The organism is Mesorhizobium sp. M0815 (assembly GCF_040319995.1).
In the GTDB taxonomy this organism is placed as follows: Bacteria; Pseudomonadota; Alphaproteobacteria; order Rhizobiales; family Rhizobiaceae; genus Mesorhizobium.
The window spans coordinates 1-18,468 of sequence record NZ_JAMYOU010000028.1; the positions used below are offsets into that span (position 1 = coordinate 1).

Annotated in this window: 15 protein-coding genes and 1 pseudogene; 10 read left to right on the top strand and 6 right to left on the bottom strand. The window is 62.5% G+C overall.

Features of this window, described 5'->3' with window-relative positions; translation table 11 throughout:
- Nucleotides 1–82 precede the first annotated feature (82 nt).
- Nucleotides 83–817 (bottom strand): annotated as a pseudogene (locus tag NKI01_RS24590) (hypothetical protein); the annotation flags it as partial.
- A 709-nt stretch (nucleotides 818–1,526) separates the two neighbouring features.
- On the opposite strand from NKI01_RS24590, the gene NKI01_RS24595 reads away from it, so the two are divergent.
- Nucleotides 1,527–2,339 carry a nucleotidyltransferase family protein gene (locus NKI01_RS24595; RefSeq protein ID WP_023720252.1) on the top strand — a complete coding sequence of 271 codons (813 nt, stop codon included), beginning with the start codon at nucleotides 1,527–1,529 and terminating at the stop codon, nucleotides 2,337–2,339.
- Nucleotides 2,332–3,084: a metallophosphoesterase family protein gene (locus NKI01_RS24600; RefSeq protein ID WP_023720253.1), complete on the top strand. Its 753-nt coding sequence runs from the start codon at nucleotides 2,332–2,334 to the stop codon at nucleotides 3,082–3,084. The genes NKI01_RS24595 and NKI01_RS24600 overlap by 8 nt, the downstream gene beginning before the upstream one ends.
- A gap of 319 nt (nucleotides 3,085–3,403) precedes the next feature.
- Here the strand turns inward: NKI01_RS24600 and NKI01_RS24605 are convergent, their stop codons facing one another.
- On the bottom strand, nucleotides 3,404–5,017 hold the full coding sequence (locus NKI01_RS24605) for a DHA2 family efflux MFS transporter permease subunit (protein ID WP_023720254.1): 1,614 nt from the start codon (nucleotides 5,015–5,017) through the stop codon (nucleotides 3,404–3,406).
- Nucleotides 5,014–6,189 (bottom strand): HlyD family secretion protein, encoded by a 1,176-nt coding sequence (locus NKI01_RS24610; protein ID WP_352965010.1) that lies wholly within the window; start codon nucleotides 6,187–6,189, stop codon nucleotides 5,014–5,016. The genes NKI01_RS24605 and NKI01_RS24610 overlap by 4 nt, the downstream gene beginning before the upstream one ends.
- A gap of 272 nt (nucleotides 6,190–6,461) precedes the next feature.
- Here NKI01_RS24610 and NKI01_RS24615 point away from each other — a divergent pair, with 272 nt between their 5' ends.
- Nucleotides 6,462–6,893, top strand: coding sequence for a hypothetical protein (locus NKI01_RS24615; protein WP_023720256.1), 432 nt, complete (start codon nucleotides 6,462–6,464; stop codon nucleotides 6,891–6,893).
- Nucleotides 6,894–7,245: 352 nt separating this feature from the next.
- On the opposite strand, the gene NKI01_RS24620 is transcribed toward NKI01_RS24615, so the two are convergent.
- From NKI01_RS24620 to NKI01_RS24630, 3 genes are all read right to left on the bottom strand, one after another.
- Entirely contained in the window at nucleotides 7,246–8,436 is a 1,191-nt protein-coding gene (locus NKI01_RS24620; protein ID WP_023720257.1) for an NADH-quinone oxidoreductase subunit D, read from the bottom strand.
- A 66-nt stretch (nucleotides 8,437–8,502) separates the two neighbouring features.
- Nucleotides 8,503–8,928: a hypothetical protein gene (locus NKI01_RS24625; RefSeq protein ID WP_023720258.1), complete on the bottom strand. Its 426-nt coding sequence runs from the start codon at nucleotides 8,926–8,928 to the stop codon at nucleotides 8,503–8,505.
- Between the two features lie 145 nt (nucleotides 8,929–9,073).
- A complete protein-coding gene (locus tag NKI01_RS24630) occupies nucleotides 9,074–9,748 on the bottom strand; it encodes a DUF2161 domain-containing phosphodiesterase (RefSeq protein WP_352965012.1) in 675 nt (224 codons plus the stop codon).
- Between the two features lie 340 nt (nucleotides 9,749–10,088).
- On the opposite strand from NKI01_RS24630, the gene NKI01_RS24635 reads away from it, so the two are divergent.
- From NKI01_RS24635 to apnL, 7 genes are all read left to right on the top strand, one after another.
- Nucleotides 10,089–10,916 carry a phosphogluconate dehydrogenase C-terminal domain-containing protein gene (locus NKI01_RS24635; RefSeq protein WP_352590675.1) on the top strand — a complete coding sequence of 276 codons (828 nt, stop codon included), beginning with the start codon at nucleotides 10,089–10,091 and terminating at the stop codon, nucleotides 10,914–10,916.
- A 266-nt stretch (nucleotides 10,917–11,182) separates the two neighbouring features.
- A complete protein-coding gene (locus NKI01_RS24640) occupies nucleotides 11,183–12,124 on the top strand; it encodes a D-ribose ABC transporter substrate-binding protein (RefSeq protein ID WP_023675475.1) in 942 nt (313 codons plus the stop codon).
- Between the two features lie 113 nt (nucleotides 12,125–12,237).
- Complete coding sequence (locus NKI01_RS24645) at nucleotides 12,238–12,891, top strand: DUF2291 family protein (RefSeq protein WP_023720262.1); 654 nt, start codon at nucleotides 12,238–12,240, stop codon at nucleotides 12,889–12,891.
- Entirely contained in the window at nucleotides 12,888–14,432 is a 1,545-nt protein-coding gene (locus NKI01_RS24650) for a sugar ABC transporter ATP-binding protein (RefSeq protein ID WP_352494746.1), read from the top strand. Before NKI01_RS24645 ends, NKI01_RS24650 begins: the two co-directional genes overlap by 4 nt.
- Nucleotides 14,429–15,493: an ABC transporter permease gene (locus NKI01_RS24655; protein WP_023720264.1), complete on the top strand. Its 1,065-nt coding sequence runs from the start codon at nucleotides 14,429–14,431 to the stop codon at nucleotides 15,491–15,493. The genes NKI01_RS24650 and NKI01_RS24655 overlap by 4 nt, the downstream gene beginning before the upstream one ends.
- Nucleotide 15,494: 1 nt before the next feature.
- Entirely contained in the window at nucleotides 15,495–16,529 is a 1,035-nt protein-coding gene (locus NKI01_RS24660; RefSeq protein WP_352494747.1) for a Gfo/Idh/MocA family protein, read from the top strand.
- A complete protein-coding gene (gene apnL / locus NKI01_RS24665) occupies nucleotides 16,526–18,433 on the top strand; it encodes a D-apionate lactonase (protein ID WP_352965016.1) in 1,908 nt (635 codons plus the stop codon). Before NKI01_RS24660 ends, apnL begins: the two co-directional genes overlap by 4 nt.
- Nucleotides 18,434–18,468: the final 35 nt, after the last annotated feature.

Sequence of the window (18,468 nt, forward strand, 5' to 3'; positions counted from 1 at the left end):
CACCACCGTGCCATGGCCGCTCGCCCTTCAGAGCAAGCGCCGTTCTCTCTCCAAAACTTTTTGCAGAACCTTCAGGACACTATCCCAACCAGCCAATGCTGCCGAGTTCCTCGGCATCGCGCAATTTGCGTGACAGGTGGGTCCGGGAAAGCTTGAGCCAGTTCGCGAAATCTCCGATTGAGACGACACCGGTCGGAATTCGGTCCAGGTCGGCATGATCGGGATCGACGCCAGACATCAGCCAATCCATGACGATGCCGCCATTGTCGAGCCAGGTGAACAAGGAAAAGGTCTGTCTCGGCTCCCGCACGGCATGCGACGAAAGCAGGCCGTCGGCCACCAGCGGCTGCAGTTTGGCGAGCAGGTCCGGTTGTGCGACGAATGCAGCCAGTCGAAATCCATTGTCCAGGCTGTCCAGCGTTTTCAGATGCGCTATGACCCAGCCGGCAACCGTCTCCAGAGTGCCCGCGGTCGGCTCAAAGGGGCGGATGCGCCCGTATTTGATCGGCAGATGCCGAATGAAACCGTAATGCAGCATCTCCTTCAGGAAGGCGTCGGCGGTGTTGCGGCTGGCCACCGAATGCCGGCAGATGTCGTCCATGAACCGTGCAGACGTAAGTCCCTTGCGATGATCGTCCGGCTCTCGATTGAAATACAAGCCAAGGCCGATATGGGCCATCAGCCAACGCTGTTGCGCGGCGAATACGGAGGCCAGCCGCGGGTTCGCTTCATAGGTTTGGAGAAGCGTCCGCGACTGAGCCTGGACGTGGCGACGCAGTGCCGGATGGCGGGCAATGTCTTCAGAAACCAGCGCCATCCCCGCCGAGCCCAACCAAGTTTGCAACTGGAAATACCGATCACAATTTCAGCCTTCGCGGGTCGTGTCCAGCGCCGGCGGATCAGGATAAGAGCTGAATCCTGCCGGCTAGTGGCTGAATTCCGCGACTTGATCGCCGAGGCCCCTGATCTCGCGGCAGAAGGCTAGCCTGCTTGAACCCACCAATGATGGCTTCGCCTGTCCAGCACGTGCTCCCGCCGATGGCGACACGGAACCAACACAAGTTTTGCTCGTTGAAGAACGCTGATTGGACTGAGACAGTGAGGAACTACAAAATGGAGAATGGCCTTTTCGCCACGCCGCCTGCAGCGTTCCGGAAAACAGAGTCGGTTTGGCTACGGGCGCTCAAGTGGCTGTTACGCCGGGTGCGCAGCGCCTCCGACAGCTCGGGAACCATGTTGAAACCAATCCTTTCCGGACCCGAGAATGATAGCGGGCCCACTACGCCTCGACGCGCTTGAGGCCGAAGCGCGCTGCGATCTTGACGCCAAAAATAACCGCTCACATGTCTCTTTATGGCTGCCGCCGCGGCCGAGAGCCATGACCGCTTTGAAGGCCCGCCACCGCGGCGTGTTCGCCTGATGCAGCAGGCGAGAGCGGCGGTGGCACGCAGCGGCGGGAACCATCGGGCATGCTTGGCTATTAGATACAGGCGGCTGCTGGTCTGCCGGGCCAGGAGCCATTTGCTATGATCATCAATCCCCCACCGGAAAGCGCCATCCCGGCATCCGTTCCGTCCGTCGATCCAAAAGCCGCCCCGACGCCTCGCAATGCCGAAGCGGAGGTCTTTTATATCGAAGCGATCCGCGAGCTTGTCGCGACGGGCATCCCCTTTCTCGTCGCCGGCACCTATGCCGTAAGCGCCTATACCGGGATCATCCGCCCGACCAAGGATCTCGACATTTTCTGCAAGGCCGGCGACTGCCCGCGCATCCTCGCCCATTTCAAGCAGATCGGCTATGCGGTCGTGGTCGAGGACGACCGGTGGCTCGGCAAGGTGTTCAGGGGCACGCATTTTTTCGACGTCATCTTCACCTCGATGAACGGCACAATGCCTGTCGACGACCAGTGGCTGGAGCATGCTCGCCAGGCCGAATTGCTGGGCAGCCACGTGCGGATCATCGGCCCAACCGAGCTTATCTGGTCCAAATGCTTCATCCAGGACCGCGGCCGGCATGATGGCGCCGACGTCGCGCACACCATTCTCAAGGCGCACGACCAGATCGACTGGCAAAGGCTGCTTTCCTACATGGAAGTTCATTGGGAAGTCTTGCTGATGCATCTCTTGAACTTCAGATGGATCTATCCGACGGAGCGAGACCGTGTGCCCGCGTGGCTGCTCGACGAGTTGCTCGACCGGCTGGCCAAGCAGCGCGAATTGCCGCCTTCCCGGATGCGGATCTGCCGCGGGCGCATGCTTTCACGAACCGACTATGAGATCGACGTCAAGCAATGGGGCTTTGCCGACGTCGGCGGTGAAGGAGAATATAGCGATGGCTGACGAGCTCGAATCTGCTTCGGCAAAGGCCGAAAACGGCGGCACACTCAAGGTCGCCGCCATCGGCGATCTGCATGTCGGCAAGGAGGACCAGGCGTCGTACCGCGATCTTTTCGGCGAGATGTCGCGCGAAGCCCAGGTTCTCGTGCTGACCGGCGACCTTACCAATCTCGGCAAGCCTCGGGAGGCCGAAATCCTTGCCGAGGAACTGCGTGCCTGCACGATCCCGGTCGTCGCCGTACTTGGCAACCACGACTATGAGTCAGGCGCCGTCGAGCAGGTCACCGACATTTTGCGTCAGGCGGGCGTTCATCTCCTCGACGGCGAGGCGACGGAGATTCACGAGGTCGGGTTCGTTGGGGTCAAGGGTTTCGTTGGCGGTTTTGGATCGCGCATGCTCGGCTCCTTTGGCGAACCGGCGATCAAGTCGATGGTGGCGGAAAGCGTGAACGAAGCGATGCGGCTTGAAAACGCGATGCGGCAGGTCCGCGCCAAACGCACGCTTGTCGTTCTGCACTACGCGCCTGTCGTCGAGACGGTCGAAGGCGAGCCGCTGGAGATTTTCCCGTTTCTCGGTTCGTCACGCCTGGCCGAGACAATAGACCGGTTCCAGGTCAGCGCAGTGGTGCATGGCCATGCGCATCGTGGCGTCTATGAGGGCCGTACGCCGGGCGGAGCGTCGGTCTATAACGTTGCCATGCATGTCGCCAAGCCGACCGGCCGCCCCTACGCCATGCTCGAAATCTGACAGGCGGCGCCGCTGGCGCAAGCAATCGCCAGACAGGCTGCAGAACGATCACGGCAACTGCCGGCTGAAAGACATCCGCTTCGGCGGAATATCGTTTTCATCCGGATTGGGAATGGGGTCCTCGTCGGGGAGCCTGTCGGGGTCCGGCTCACGCACGGGCTTGGGATCGGGGATGGGAGGCGGTGGTACCGGGGTCGGTGTTGGCTCGGGTGTGGGAATAGTGGCCATCGTGATCATCTCCTCTTGGCGCAGAACAACGCAATGGGTCAGCTGGTTCCCGGCTTCCTCGTTTTTGGAACCACACCGTCGCGCCTGCGGGTCAGCCCATCTCCGGATTCTCGTGTCTGCTGCCCGACTTGCCTGACCGCAGCAGCAGGGCAAGCGGAACGAGCAGGGCGGTTGCCACCGCGCAATAGCGGAAGACATCGACGTAGGCGAGCAGCGTGGCCTGGCGGGCGATCAACTGGCCGAGCCAGCCGATCGCCTGCTGCTTCGCCTGGACCAGCGGCGAACCCTGGGCGACGAAATGCTCGGTCGCCTGCCGAAGCACCTGCTGATAGGCGGGCGACGATTGCACGGTGTGGCCAACCAGATTCGATTGATGGATCTGGGAGCTTTGCGCAATGACGGTGTTGGACAGCGAGACGCCGATGCTGCCGCCGATATTGCGTGCAACGTTGATCAGCGCCGATGCCTGGTTGGTCTGTTGCGGGGGCAGGCCGACATAGGCCGCGGTCGAGATGGGAATGAACAGGAACGGCAGCCCGACCATCAGGAAGACACGGGCAAAGGCAAAGAAGCGGAAGCTGGCGTCCGGGGTAAGCGAGGTCATGTGCCAAAGCGCGACTGCGACCACCGACATGCCCACCATGATCAGGTATTTGGGCTGCACGATGCTGCCTACAAATCCGGACACCGGCATCAAGATCAGCATGGCGATGCCGCCCGGCATCATCGAAAGGCCCGACAGCGTCGCGGTGTAGGCAAATGTCGTCTGCTGCAGCTGCGGCACGATCTGGGTGGTGCTGAACAGGATAGCACCGACCGCCATCATAACCAGGAAGGCCGTGCCGAACTGGCGCGTGAACAATAGGCGCATGTCGACGACCGGATCGCTGCGACTGATTTCCCATGGGATAAGCAGCAGGAACGCGATCGCGGAAATCACTGCGAAAGTCGTAATGAAATTCGAGGCGAACCAATCGTAGCGCTGGCCCCGGTCGAGGAAGATCTCCAGGCACCCCAATGCGGTGGCCACCAGGACGAACCCGACCCCGTCGATCTTCAGGCCACCTTTCAGCCGTTCCTTGCGTTCGCGTTCGAGTACGTCCGGTTCGACCAACAGCCATTGCACCAGTGCCAGCGACAGGATGCCGAACGGCACGTTGATGAAGAAGATCCAGTGCCAGGAGAAATGGTCCGTCAGCCAGCCGCCGATCGTCGGCCCGACCGTTGGTGCGACGATGACGGCAATGCCGTAAAGCGCGAAGGCTTGCGAGCGCTTTTCCGGCGGAAAGGTATCGGCAAGGATCGATTGCTCGCTTGGCGCCATGCCGCCGCCGCCGAGGCCCTGAAGGATCCTGAACAGGATGAGCAGTTCCAGGTTGGGCGCCAGTCCGCACAGCAGCGACGCGACGGTGAAGGTCGCCACGCAAAGCATGTAGTAGCGCTTGCGGCCGATGACGCTTGCCAGCCAGCCGCTGACCGGGATGATCACCGAGTTGGCCACAAGATAGGTGGTAATGACCCAGGTGCTTTCGTCCATTCCGGCCGCCAGGCTGCCGGCGATGTTGCGCAGGGCGACATTGGCGATCGAGGTGTCCAGCACCAGCATGAAAGTGGCGATGGAAACGACAATGGCGATGAGCCAGGGATTGTGTGTCCCGGCGGCGGATCGGCTTTCGCCCTGATTTCTGGCTGCTTCGCCGCTCATTGCACCTTGACCGTCGGCACCACCGACAGCCCTGGGCCGAGAAGCACATCGGGCGGCTTGTCGAAGACGATCTTGACCGGCACGCGCTGCACCACCTTGACGTAGTTGCCGGTGGCATTTTCAGCCGGCAGGAGGCTGAAGGCGGTGCCGCTGCCGGCCTGGATGCTGTCGACGCGGCCATGGAAGGACTTGTTCGGGTACGCGTCGATATCGATGTCGACCGGTTGTCCCTGCCGCATCAGGTCGAGCTGCGTCTCCTTGAAATTGGCCTTCACCCAGACCTCGTCGGGAACGAACATCATCAATACCTGGCCAGGTTGCGCGTAGGTTCCGTCAGCGGCCGAAATGCTCGTTGCCCGCCCGGCTGCGGGTGCTGTGATGGTCGTGCGCGACAGCGTCGTGCGGGCTTGCTCCTGGCTGGCCTTGGCGTGTTCGAGCTGCGCCTCGGCGCTCCTGGCCTGTGCCTGCAAGACCGAAACCTGGCTTTTTGCCGAGGCGACATTGGCCTCGGCGCTGTCCAGCGCGGCCTGATCCTGACGCAGCGTCGATGCCGCTTGCTGCGCCTGCTGCTGCGTTGCCGTGCCCCTGGCCAGGAGTTCGCGATTGCGTTGATCCTCAGCCTTGGCGAAATCCAGCGCTGCCTTGGCCTGTGCAACCTGCCTCTGGGCAGCGTTCACCTTTGCGTTTTGAGCCTCGATCTGAGCGGTGACATTGACGATTTCGGCTTCGGCCGCGGCGACGCCGGCATCGGCCTGCTTCAGATTTGCCTGATAGTCGCTGTCGTCGATGCGCAGGAGGACATCACCTGCCTGCACGTGCTGATTGTCGCTAACCGCCAGCTCGGTAATGCGGCCGGCGATTTGGGCGCCGATCGTCACCGTGCGGGCGTCGATGAAGGCGTCGTCGGTCGATTCGTACTGGCGAGCGTTCAGCCACCAGATCACGACGCCTGCCGCGACGAGCAACAGCGCAAGCGCAACCGCCGCCGTCGCATAGGGATGGCGCTTGGGAAAGCCGAGCAGACCGGCCTTTCGTTGCGAGGCATCCCCGTCGGGCTTTTCCTGCCGCGGCTCTGCCGATCGCTCACGAGATTCTCGAACCCGGGCCGGTTGCTCCCGAGTTTCATTTACAGGCTCGACGTCTTGTTCGACGCTTTGAGGCTTCGTGTCCAACGGAATGGCTTTCAAGACTGATATTGCAGCCGCCGGGGCGGACGCAAAGCCAAACCGCGAGCTTCCGCAAAAGTTCCTGCCCGGAATGGGTTCGGTTACCGGGGCGACGTCGAACCCACTGAGCGGCGCCGGCGCGTTGGAACCGAGCGCCGCTTCACCGGGCAGGTGATCCGTACGCCTCATGTTGCGGTGATCCGGCCTTGTCAGCGCTCCACGGCGCGATAATTGCTCATATAGGCGTGGGCGAATTCACCTGTCGACAGGAGCCGACCATGAAACATCAAACACTCGACCAACTGCATGCCGTCGCGGAAGTTGAGTCCTTCGCGGCGTATCCGGCGATGAGCCGAAACCAGCGGATTGAACGTTGGGCAGAACTTCTCGAGCAAAACCCGACGCGATGCCTTGGGGCGCTTCCAGGCACCGAATATATGAACAGGGAAGCGCGCGACAGATCGCGTGGCGCTGGGACGCCGCTCACTGTCGCTTTCGAGGATCCGGTTCTGCGTGCCATGGGCTTGAACGACGATACCTATGGTGAGGCAAAGCGCTTCTTCGAACTGAGCGACCGGCAGTTGCACCAAATCGTTTGCCATTGCCACGTTGGCGCCACGATGCAAGCGCGATGGGCCGCTGCCAGGGTGCGCGGGATAGTTCGCGGCAACAGATTTGTTGCCTGGATGAAGGGCTTGATCGTGCATTGACGCGATACGAGGAACGGCGGAACACGCGTTCTTTCCGCGCTGCGGGGAGCGCTTCCGAACTTGGAAGGACTCGTGCCCCGTCAGGCCGCGCAGATTGTGAAACTCCTTGACGCTTGGCTGCGCCTTGTCGCGGCCATGCGTCCGTCTTTGATGCGAGAATTTGAGTTGGCCCGCCGCAATTGAGAGCCTTCGTCCGACGGGCGTTCGAGCGCCGTCCAGGCATGTGCGATCTGGCTAGGGACAACAATCCCGCGATCGTGGAAGATCCTTCGACCTGGTGAGCGGTCGATCTCTCCAAACACCCTTCGATCCGCTCTAGCGGTCGATCTCTCCAAATACCCTTCGACCCACTTTAGCGGTCGATCTCTCCAAATACGATGTCGAGCGAGCCGATGATCGCGGCAACATCGGCGATCATATGGCCTCGGGACAGGAAATCCATCGCCTGCAGGTGGGCGAAGGAAGGTGCGCGGATCTTGCATCGGTAGGGAATGTTGCCTCCGTCCGATACGAGGTAGACGCCGAACTCGCCCTTCGGCGCCTCGACGGCGGCATAGACTTCACCGCGCGGCACGCGAATGCCTTCTGTATAAAGTTTGAAGTGGTGGATCGTCGCTTCCATCGAGCGCTTCATCGTGGCACGCGGCGGCGGCGTGATCTTGCGGTTCGGGATCGCGACCGGCCCCTGGCCTTCGGGTGAGCGCAACTTTTCCAGACATTGCCGCATGATCCGGACCGACTGGCGCATTTCCTCCATGCGTACGAGATAGCGGTCGTAGCAGTCGCCATGCTTGCCGACCGGGATATCGAAATCCATCTCCGGATAGCATTCGTATGGCTGCGCCTTGCGCAGATCCCAGGAGGCGCCCGATCCGCGCACCATCACGCCGGAGAAGGCCCAGGCCCAGGCATCGTCAAGGCCGATCACGCCGACATCGACATTGCGCTGCTTGAAAATGCGGTTCTCGGTCAACAGCCCTTCGAGATTGTCGCAGACCTTGAGGAACGGATCGCAGAAATTCCAGATGTCGTCGAGGAGCTCCGGCGGCAGATCCTGATGCACGCCGCCGACCCTGAAATAATTTGCGTGCATGCGGGCGCCGGACGCGCGCTCGTAAAAGACCATCAGCTTCTCGCGCTCGGCGAAACCCCAGAGCGGCGGCGTCAGCGCGCCGATGTCCATGGCTTGCGTGGTGACGTTGAGGAGGTGCGACAGGAGCCGGCCTATTTCGCAGAAAAGCACGCGAATGAGTTGCCCACGCTTCGGAACCGATATTTCAAGGAGCTTCTCGGCGGCGAGACAGAATGCGTGCTCCTGGTTCATCGGCGCGACGTAGTCGAGCCGGTCGAAATAGGGCAGGGCCTGCAGGTAGTTCTTGTACTCGATGAGCTTTTCGGTGCCGCGATGCAGCAGGCCGATGTGGGGATCGGCGCGTTCCACGATCTCGCCGTCGAGTTCGAGCACCAGCCGCAGGACGCCGTGAGCGGAGGGATGTTGTGGCCCGAAATTGATGGTGAAGTTGCGAACTGCAGCCTCGGCCATGACAGTCCTCCGCGATCAGGCGGGTTTCGGTTCCGTGCCGGAGCCGGCTTGTCCGCCTTCGGCCGCTCACGTCGTCGTCTGGATGATCAGCGTCAGCGTGCCGTCGCCGTCGATATTGGCGGCCACGACCTGCGTGGAATTAAGCCCGTTCGCCGCCAGTGCCGATGCCGCCTGCGGCGATGCGTCGATCGAACTTTGCAGGATACGCAAATCCTCGGCGCTGGTCTGGGTGACGACGGCCTCCGCCTGTGCCTTGATGTCAGGAGGCAGATCCTCCATCGCCACGATTGTCACTGCGGTGAAATTCTGGGCGGAGAAGGCTTGGTCAGGTGTAGCCTGGTCGGGAGTGGCCCCTTCGGGCGTGGCTTGCTCTGGCAGGGTTTGCGGGGCCGTCGGCGGGACAGGGGCAAGCTCTGGTCCCACGGATTGCGCATAGACCGGCGAGGCAAGAGCCAGTGCCGAGAGTGTGGCAATTGTCGTCGATAGCCGCATGGCCTTTCCTTCCGTTTTGCTCAGGGACGATCAATTCGGTGACGACACAACCCTCGTGTCGAAATATGGTTCCGTCACGGAGGTTGCAGTCTTGCCGAAGCCGTGATTGTCGCGGAAGCGAGCGCGAAATCCGGCGTTGCCTGTCTCAGGCAGCGGTGTGGCTGCGATGGGGCTGCGGCCAGCGCTGCAATGCTTCACGGCCCTGAGTGGTCAGTTCGTAGATCCCGCGATCGGTGCGCGCGAACCAGCGATACACGTTGTGCAGCAGGATTTTGGGCGCGTTCGGCAGGTTGGGCTTCAAGTCACGCGGCCGCTTTGGGCCGTCTGCGAGTGCTGCGGCGCATGCCAGGGCCTGCTGGCGATAGGCGGTCATGATCTGCGCACGCGAGCCGCCGCCGGCGACAGGATCGCCCTGCCGACGCCGATGTTCGTCGATTAGTTTCGAGCGGCGCCGGGAATCCCTACGCGGAGCCAATGCCGTCGGGCTGAGCAGGACCTGAACCTCGCCGTTCGTCCGCACGCCAAGCAGGCCAAAGCCGAGGCGACGGCAGAGATTGCGGTATCTCACGTCGCTCTCACGGCCTTTGCCACGGCCCGACATGCATGCTGCGAGCCAGACCTCGTCGCTCACCGCCATACGGTCGACGCCCTGGAGGACCAGCTCGAGATTGAACTTCAGCTTCAGCTCGCAGATGACGACGATCGGTGGAGAGTCGGCACTCAGCGCCAGCAGATCGCAGCCGCCGATCTCGCCCTTGACCATGAAACCCAGGCCTTCGAGGAAGGTCTTGACCGGGCTGTAGAGTGAAGTCTCGAGCATGGGCTTTGTTCGCTGCGAATCATCCCGCCCCATTGGCGGTTCAGCCGCGATGATCGCTCTTTGTCGTTGAACAGGAGGTAAACGACGGCCAAGCAAGTGCTCAGAGCCGTGCCACTGCCGCTTGCCAAATTGGTATGCTGGTATAATGTGTACCTGAGGTAGCATGCTCCGCATAGCTGTGCTGTGCTGGACATCCGAGCGCCCGAGACATCGTCCAGGGCATCGTCATTTGAGCGGCGGCTCCCCGCCTTTTGTAATCCGCCAGCCGGCGGCAATGTGCATACAAGTCAATAGGATGACGATCGGCAGGGCCGTCGTTGGAAATCAGGAGTAACGGACAATGACAACGATTGCGCTGTTTGGTGCTGGCGGCAAAATGGGTTACCGCCTGTCGACCAATTTTCGCGGATCTCCCTATACGGTACGCCATGTCGAGGTTAGCGACGCCGGCCGCGAGCGGCTTAAATCGGGCCTCGGCATCGATGCCGTCAGCGCCGATGAGGCGCTTGATGGCGCCGATGTGGTGATCCTGGCGGTGCCGGATACGCATATCGGCAAGGTCGCGGCGAGCATCGAGAGCAAGCTTGCATCAGGCACGATGGTCGTCGTGCTCGACGCCGCAGCACCTTTCGCCGGGCATCTGCCGCAGCGACCGGACCTGACCTATTTCGTCACCCACCCGTGCCATCCGCCGATCTTCAACGACGAGACCGACATGGCGGCCAAGAAGGACTATTTCGGCGGCGTCAAGGCCAAGCAGCACATGGTCAGCGCCTTGATGCAGGGGCCGGAGGAAGATTTCGCCAAGGGTGAGGCGATCGCCAAGATCATCTGGGCCCCGGTTATGCGCTCGCATCGAGTCACCGTCGATCAGATGGCGCTGCTCGAGCCCGGCCTTTCGGAAACGGTATGCGCTTCGCTGCTCGTCGTCATGAAGGAGGCCGTTGACGAGGTGGTGGCGCGCGGGGTCGACAAACAGGCGGCGCTCGACTTCCTGCTTGGCCATATGAACGTGCTTGGCGCCGTCATCTTCGGCGAGACCAAAGGCGTGTTCTCCGACGCCTGCAACAAGGCGATAGAGTTCGGCAAGCCGGTGCTGATGCGCGATGACTGGAAGCGGGTGTTCGAGCCGGAGGAGATTGCCGCGAGCATTCAGCGCATTACCTGAGGGCGCAACGCGTCGTCCGGGAACATATCACCTGAAATTGTCATTGACTCATCATACCAGTTAGCTTAGCTGTTCGATGGCTCGGACCGTCAAGCTTCGCAGCAAGCTCAGGGCCTGGACGAGTGGAGGATGGCGGGGAGACGATCGATCGAGGTGAAGCCGGCAAAGGGCTTGTGAACCTGACGCGAGCCGCGATCCGCGCTGGCTAACGAATTGAATGCATATAGCCTTGGGATCAAGGCACGGGTTTTCAACGGGAGGAATACATGAAACTGACACGCAGAATGACGCTTGCGGCTTTCGCCGGCATGCTGGCGCTTGGCACGGCCGCACCCGCCTATGCGGCGGATCTGATCGCCATCATCACGCCCTCGCATGACAATCCGTTCTTCAAGGCGGAAGCTGTCGGCGCAGAGGCCAAGGCCAAGGAACTCGGCTACGAGGCGCTGGTGCTCGTCCATGACGACGATGCCAACAAGCAGTCCGAACTTATCGACACGGCGATCGGCCGCGGCGCCAAGGCAATCATCCTCGATAATGCCGGCGCCGACGCCACCGTTGCCGCCGTGCAGAAGGCCAAGGACGCAGGTGTTCCTTCATTCCTGATCGATCGCGAGATCAATGCCACCGGCGTTGCCGTCGCGCAGATCGTCTCCAACAACTATCAGGGCGCCCAGCTCGGCGCGCAGGAATTCGTCAAGCTGATGGGCGAGAAGGGTAATTTCGTCGAGCTCGTCGGCAAGGAATCCGACACCAATGCCGGCATCCGCTCCAAGGGTTACCACGACGTCATCGACGACTATCCGGACCTGAAGATGGTGGCGCAGCAGTCGGCCAATTGGAGCCAGACCGAGGCCTATTCAAAGATGGAATCGATCCTCCAGGCCAATCCCGATATCAAGGGCGTGATCTCCGGCAACGACACGATGGCGATGGGCGCCTATGCGGCACTCGCGGCTGCCGGCCGCAAGGACGTCATCGTCGTCGGCTTCGACGGGTCGAACGACGTGCGCGACTCGATCACCTCCGGCGGCATCAAGGCGACGGTCCTGCAGCCGGCCTTCGCGCAGGCGCAGATGGCGGTCGAGCAGGCCAACGACTTCATCAAGAACAAGAAGTCTCCCGCCGAAGAAAAGCAGCTGATGGACTGCGTCCTGGTCAATGGCGACAATGCCGCCAAGCTCGAGACGTTCGCGCTCACCAACTGAGCCGGCGTAACATCAGGCAGCAAGGGACGAGCCTCCGGTTCGTCCCTTGCTTCCATTTCGCCCTTGCTTCCATTTCTCTGGGTGCTCCTCACCGCCATGCCGAACGAGCCGACATGTTCAACACGCTGACCCGGCCGATCTTTGTCGCGTTGTTCCTCGCAGCAATAGTCAGCCTGACCGCCTGCAAGATCTTGCCGACGCCGTCGGCGGAAAACGGCGGCACTGGCTCCGCGTTCAATCCCGACAAGATGGTCGAGGACATCTGGGCGGCGAAAGTGATACCCTATCTGCAGCAGAAGGCCGGGCCGTTTCCCGAGGTGCATGCCTTGGCCAAGGCCGATCCCGCCGCTGCCGGCGCCAAATACGGCAACCCGAAAAAGCAGGCGAATTCGCCGTGGACCTTCGCCGTTCGGCTCGAGGGCAAGGTCGTTGCAGCCAACACACAGTCACGTGCGGCGACGATGGATGTCGATGCCGACGGCGACGGCAAGGCCGATGCGCGGGTGCAGATCGGCCCCGCCATGCGTGGGACCGCCCTGCGCGACAGCCTCGACTTCATCCAGTTCAACGATTTCACCAATCAGATCGACTTCGCCCAGTTCGGCAAGTCGTTCAACGCCTATGCCGACAAGACCGTACTTTCCAAGCTGCCGCGCGAGGCACTCGAGGGCCGCAGCGTCAAGATCCTCGGCGCCTATACGCCGGGCAGTGGCCAGGACCTGCCGCTGGTGACGCCGGCGGAGGCAGAGATCGGGCCGAAGCCATGAGCGGCGATCAAGATGTCATCCTGAAGCTGGAGGATGTCTCGAAGGTCTATTCCGGCACCGTCGCGGTCAAGCGCGCGAATTTCGAGGTGCGCAAGGGCGCGGTCAACGTGCTGGTCGGCGAAAACGGAGCCGGCAAATCGACGCTGATGAAGATCATCGCGGGCGTCGAGCAGCCGACACTCGGGCGCATTCTGCTGGACGGCGAGGAGGTTTCCTTCTCGTCATCCGGGGATGCGGTGAATCGCGGCATCGGCATGGTGTTCCAGGAGCTGAACCTGTTCGGCAATCTGACTGTCGCCGAAAATATTTTCGCCACCCGCGAGATCACCAACCGCTTCCGCAAGATCGACCGCAAAGAGCAGGAGCGCCGCGCGGCGGAGTTCCTTGAACGCCTGGAAGCCGGCATCCGGCCCGACATGCTGGTCGAGGATCTGCGCATCGGCCAGCAACAACTGGTCGAGATCGCCAAGGCGGTTTCGCTCGATGCGCGCATCCTGATCATGGATGAACCGACCTCGGCGCTCAGCGCGGCGGAAGTCGAGATCCTGTTCAAGGTGATTGCCGACCTCAAGGCGCGCGGCGTGGCAATCGTCTACATCTCGCATCGGCTCGAGGAACTGATCCGCATCGGCGACACCATCACCGTGCTGCGCGATGGGCGCATCACCGGCCAGGCGGAGATGAAAGACGTCGATACCCAGTGGATCGTGCGGCAGATGATCGGCTCCGACGCCAAGGACTTCGCCAAGGCCGACGGCCATGTTCCGGGCGAAGAGATATTCCGTGCCGAGGACATTTGCCTGCCGCGTGTCACCGGCGGGCTCGCGGTCGACCACGTCTCGCTGTCGCTGCGCGCCGGTGAAATCCTCGGCATCTACGGGCTGATGGGAGCCGGACGCAGCGAGCTGTTCGACTGCATCATGGGCCGTCACGGCCATTCGACCGGAACGATATTCATTGCCGGCAAAAAAGTGCACGAGCGGGACACGACGCGACGCATCCGCCGCGGCCTGGCGCTGATCCCCGAAGACCGCCAGCGCGAAGGGCTGGTGTCGACCCTCTCCGTCGCCAGCAATCTGACGCTGGCCAGCCTGTCGCGTTTCGTGCGCCTGTTCCACATTCGTGGTGCCGCCGAACGACAGGCGGTGGCCCAGACCGTGCGCGAATTGGCGATCAAGGTCGCCGATCCGGCGCAGGAAGTCTCGTCGCTATCGGGCGGCAACCAGCAGAAGGTGGTGATCGGCAAGGCGCTGCTCACCGGACCGAAGGTGCTGCTGATGGACGAGCCGAGCCGCGGCATCGACGTCGGCGCCAAGGCCGACGTGTTCCGCACCATGCGCAAGCTGTCGCGCGACGGCCTGGGGATCCTGTTTGCCACCTCGGACCTCGATGAGGTGATGGCGTTGTCAGACCGCATCGCGGTGATGAGCAATGGAAAATTGACTGGTACGTTCGACCGCGCCGAGGCGACAGAGGCCGCAATCGTCGCTGCCTCGGCGCTCGGCCACGGACCGGTCCCGCACGGAGAGCAAGGCGCATGACTGACATTCCAGCCAAGGCGGCGGTCACCTCCCTTTCGAGCGGCTCGGTCCTGCTGACGCTGATGAAGGCGAGGACGTTCATCGCGCTGATCGCCGTGCTGTTGTTCTTCTCGATAGCTGCCCCCAATTTCCTCTCGGCCGCCAATCTTATCCTGATGTCGAAGCACGTGGCGCTGAACGCATTCCTCGCAATGGGCATGACCTTTGTCATCATCACCGGCGGCATCGACCTGTCGGTCGGCTCGATCGTCGGCCTGTGCGGCATGGTGGCCGGCTATCTCGTGCTCAACGGCATCGACCTGCAGGTCGGCTATACCATCTATTTCAACGTCTTCGAGATCGCGCTGATCACGCTTGCCGTCGGCATATTGATCGGCGCCGTCAACGGCTTGCTGATCACCAGGCTTAACGTTGCGCCGTTCATCGCCACGCTCGGCGTGCTCTATGTCGCGCGCGGCCTGGCGCTGCTGTCGTCCGACGGGCGCACCTTCCCCAATCTCGTCGGCAAGCCGGAGCTTGGCACCACCGGATTCGGCTTTCTCGGCGCCGGCCGGTTGCTCGGCCTGCCCGTCGCGCTGTGGATTTTGCTCGTTGTTGCATTAGGGGCCGCCTATCTCGCCAAGTACACCCCGCTCGGCCGCCACATTTTCGCCGTTGGCGGCAACGAGCGGGCGGCGCGGATTTCGGGCGTCCGCGTCAACATGGTGAAGATGTTCGTCTACATGTTCTCCGGTTTCTGCGCGGCGATCGTCGGACTGATCATCTCGTCCGAACTGATGGCCTCGCATCCGGCGACCGGAGAGAGCTTCGAACTCAACGCCATTGCCGCGGCAGTGCTCGGCGGCACCTCGATGTCGGGCGGACGCGGCACCATTGGCGGCACCATTGTCGGCGCCTTCGTCATCGGCATTCTTTCGGACGGGCTGGTGATGATGGGGGTGAGCTCGTTCTGGCAGATGGTGATCAAGGGCCTCGTCATCATCGTCGCCGTCGTCGTCGACCAGGCACAGCGCCGGCTGCAGAGCCGGGTGACGCTGATGCAGATGGCAAAGGCCGGCTGACATGACGGAACTGCGGGGAGCGCTGATCGGCTGCGGCTTCTTCGCCGTCAACCAGATGCATGCCTGGCGCGACATAGAGGGTGCCTCGATCGCTGCCATCTGCGACCGCGATCCGGACCGGTTGAGGATCGTCGGCGACCAGTTCGGGGTCGCGCGGCGCTATACCGACGCGGCAGCACTGTTTGCCGGCGAAAGGTTGGATTTCGTCGACATCGCCACCACCGCGCCGAGCCACCGTCCCCTCGTCGAGATGGCGGCGCAGCACGGCGTCCCGGGAATCTGCCAAAAACCGTTCGCGCCGACGCTTGCCGACGCCAAGGCGATAGTGAAGGCATGCGCCGTCGCCGGTGTGCCGCTGATGGTGCACGAAAATTTTCGTTGGCAGTCGCCGATCCAGGCGGTGCGTACCGTGCTCGACAGCGGCGAAATCGGCACCCCCTTTTTCGGACGGATCTCGTTCCGCTCTGCCTATGACGTGTTTTCCGGCCAGCCCTATCTGGCGACGGGAAAGCGCTTCATTATCGAAGACCTCGGCATCCACATCCTCGACATCGCCCGCTTTCTGCTGGGCGACGTCTCGACGGTCACCGCGCGAACGGCGCGCATCAACCCTGGCATTGCCGGCGAGGACGTTGCGACGATGCTGATGGACCACACGAGCGGCGCCACTTCGGTGGTCGACTGCAGCTATGCGACCAAGCTCGCGACAGAACCGTTCCCCGAGACGCTGATCGAGATCGACGGCAGCGAGGGCACGATCCGGCTGGCGCAGGGCTACCGCCTCACCGTCACCGGCATGAGCGGGACGGCTGTCAGCGACGTCTCGCCACCGCTGCTGCCCTGGGCATCGCGGCCGTGGCACAACATCCAGGAAAGCGTCGTCGCCATTCAAAAGCATTGGGTCGATTGCTTGACCAACGTAACCGAGCCCGCGACCTCGGGCGCGGACAACCTCAAGACATTGGCGCTGGTCGAGGCGGCCTATGCCGGCGCCGCAAGCCGCGAACCGGTGCAACTCGACGCCTTGCTGAAATGACAGCCGACGCCTTCCTCCTCTACGGCACACGTGCAGTTGAAGTCGAACCGGTCAGGCTGCGCGCCGGCGCGCTGACGGCGGACTTCGTCAACGGCAATCTGCGCACCATTCGGCATGGCAGCACCGAAGTTCTGCGCGCCATCGCCTACATCGTCAGGGATCGCGACTGGGGCACTTACGAGCCGGCGCTCACCAACCTTGCCATCGAGCAAGATGCCGAGGCATTTTCGGTCAGCTATTCGGCAAGTTGCCAGGCACCGGACGGCAGCCGACTCGGCTTCGGTGCGACCATCAAGGGCTCCGCCGATGGCCACTTGGTCTTCGACGTGAGCGCACTTCCCGACAGCGATTTCGAAACAAATCGCTGTGGTTTCTGCATCCTGCATCCGATCGCCGGCCTGGCCGGCCGCCCGGTCACGGTCGAGCATACCGATGGCAGCGTGGTCGCGACGCGGCTTCCAGAGCTGATCGATCCCTGGCAGCCGTTCAAGAATCTGCGGGCGATCACCCATGAGGTCCGGCCGGGCGTCAGCGCCGAATGCCGGATGCAAGGCGATACTTTCGAGATGGAGGACCAGCGCAACTGGTCAGATGCCTCCTACAAGACCTATGTCCGGCCGCTGGCGCTGCCATGGCCCTATGTGCTGCCTGCCGGCAAAACCTTCCGCCAAACCATCAGCTTGCGGATGGAGGGCCGCGGGAAAGTGCCGGCTGCCGCGGCAAGCGCCGAACCGATCCGTGTCACGCTCGGCCAAGCCGGACCGGTGTTGCCGGACGTTGGCGTGATCATCTACCCGGATGAGGTCGAGGCGGTGCTGGGCAAGCTGTCGGTGCTGTCCGAGCTTGGTCCGCAACAATTGATGTTCCACTATGACCCGACGCGCGGCCACGAGCTCGATGCCTTGCGATCCTACGCCCGGCTCGCCGCCGCCTATCCGGTCCGGACAACGCTCGAATGTGTCATTGCCGGCGACGGCGATCTCGACGCCGAGCTTTCAGGCGTCGCCGACAGGGTGCGCCAGGCCGGGCTCAAGCTTTCGGCCATTGCCGTCTCGCCCTCGGTCGACCGGCAGTCGACGCCACCGGGCAGCGCGTGGCCGCAATGCCTGCCGCTCGAAGACGTCTATGCCGCGGCGCGGCGTGCCTTTCCCGACATCCGCCTCGGCGGCGGCATGTTCAGCTATTTCACCGAACTCAACCGCAAGCGTGTGCCGGCCGACCCGCTCGATTTCGTCACGCATTGCACTTGCCCCATCGTGCATGCCGCCGACGATCTCAGCGTCATGCAATCGCTGGAGGCGCTGCCTTTCATCGCGGCGTCTGTACGGGCGATCTTCGGAACAAAACCTTATCGGATCGGGCCGTCGACCATTGCCATGCGCCAGAACCCTTATGGCGGCGCGACCAAGGCCAATCCCGACAGTCAGCGCATTGCCATGGCCGACCGCGACCCTCGCCATGCCGGACTGTTCGGGGCTGCGTGGACGATCGGCTATGCCGCACGCCTCGCCCCTGCCGGGCTCGAAATGCTCACGCTCTGCAGCTTCACCGGGCCATTCGGCGTGCTGGCCTCGTCGGACGAACCGGTCGAAGAAGGTACACGCCGGCCGATTTTCCACGCGGTGAAAGGACTTTGCGAACTGGCCGGCCATGCGCACATGGCGGCAGCAACGACCGATGAGACGCGGGTGCTCGGACTGGCCAGCCGCACCCAGACAGGCAAGATCATCGTCTGGCTGACGAACCTTACCCCTGACGACGTTTTAGTCGATGTTTCCGGGCTCGGCTCCGATCAGGGTTTTCTGAAGATCTGGGATGGACGAACGTCACGCCAGATTCAGCGCGACGCGTCGGGCCGAGACCGTCTTGTGATGACGCCTTACGCAATCGTCCGGATCGGCTGAAGTCATATGCCGGGGTTCATGAATCGCCGCAATTC

Excerpts from the sequence above, each read along its gene's own strand:
- NKI01_RS24595 (WP_023720252.1), top strand. The coding sequence starts at position 1,527 with ATGATCATCAATCCCCCACCGGAAAGCGCCATCCCGGCATCCGTTCCG.
- NKI01_RS24645 (WP_023720262.1), top strand. The coding sequence starts at position 12,238 with ATGTTCAACACGCTGACCCGGCCGATCTTTGTCGCGTTGTTCCTCGCA.
- NKI01_RS24600 (WP_023720253.1), top strand. The coding sequence starts at position 2,332 with ATGGCTGACGAGCTCGAATCTGCTTCGGCAAAGGCCGAAAACGGCGGC.
- NKI01_RS24655 (WP_023720264.1), top strand. The coding sequence starts at position 14,429 with ATGACTGACATTCCAGCCAAGGCGGCGGTCACCTCCCTTTCGAGCGGC.
- NKI01_RS24660 (WP_352494747.1), top strand. The coding sequence starts at position 15,495 with ATGACGGAACTGCGGGGAGCGCTGATCGGCTGCGGCTTCTTCGCCGTC.
- NKI01_RS24635 (WP_352590675.1), top strand. The coding sequence starts at position 10,089 with ATGACAACGATTGCGCTGTTTGGTGCTGGCGGCAAAATGGGTTACCGC.
- NKI01_RS24630 (WP_352965012.1), bottom strand. The coding sequence starts at position 9,748 with ATGCTCGAGACTTCACTCTACAGCCCGGTCAAGACCTTCCTCGAAGGC.
- NKI01_RS24650 (WP_352494746.1), top strand. The coding sequence starts at position 12,888 with ATGAGCGGCGATCAAGATGTCATCCTGAAGCTGGAGGATGTCTCGAAG.
- NKI01_RS24615 (WP_023720256.1), top strand. The coding sequence starts at position 6,462 with ATGAAACATCAAACACTCGACCAACTGCATGCCGTCGCGGAAGTTGAG.
- NKI01_RS24620 (WP_023720257.1), bottom strand. The coding sequence starts at position 8,436 with ATGGCCGAGGCTGCAGTTCGCAACTTCACCATCAATTTCGGGCCACAA.
- NKI01_RS24625 (WP_023720258.1), bottom strand. The coding sequence starts at position 8,928 with ATGCGGCTATCGACGACAATTGCCACACTCTCGGCACTGGCTCTTGCC.
- apnL (WP_352965016.1), top strand. The coding sequence starts at position 16,526 with ATGACAGCCGACGCCTTCCTCCTCTACGGCACACGTGCAGTTGAAGTC.
- NKI01_RS24605 (WP_023720254.1), bottom strand. The coding sequence starts at position 5,017 with ATGAGCGGCGAAGCAGCCAGAAATCAGGGCGAAAGCCGATCCGCCGCC.
- NKI01_RS24640 (WP_023675475.1), top strand. The coding sequence starts at position 11,183 with ATGAAACTGACACGCAGAATGACGCTTGCGGCTTTCGCCGGCATGCTG.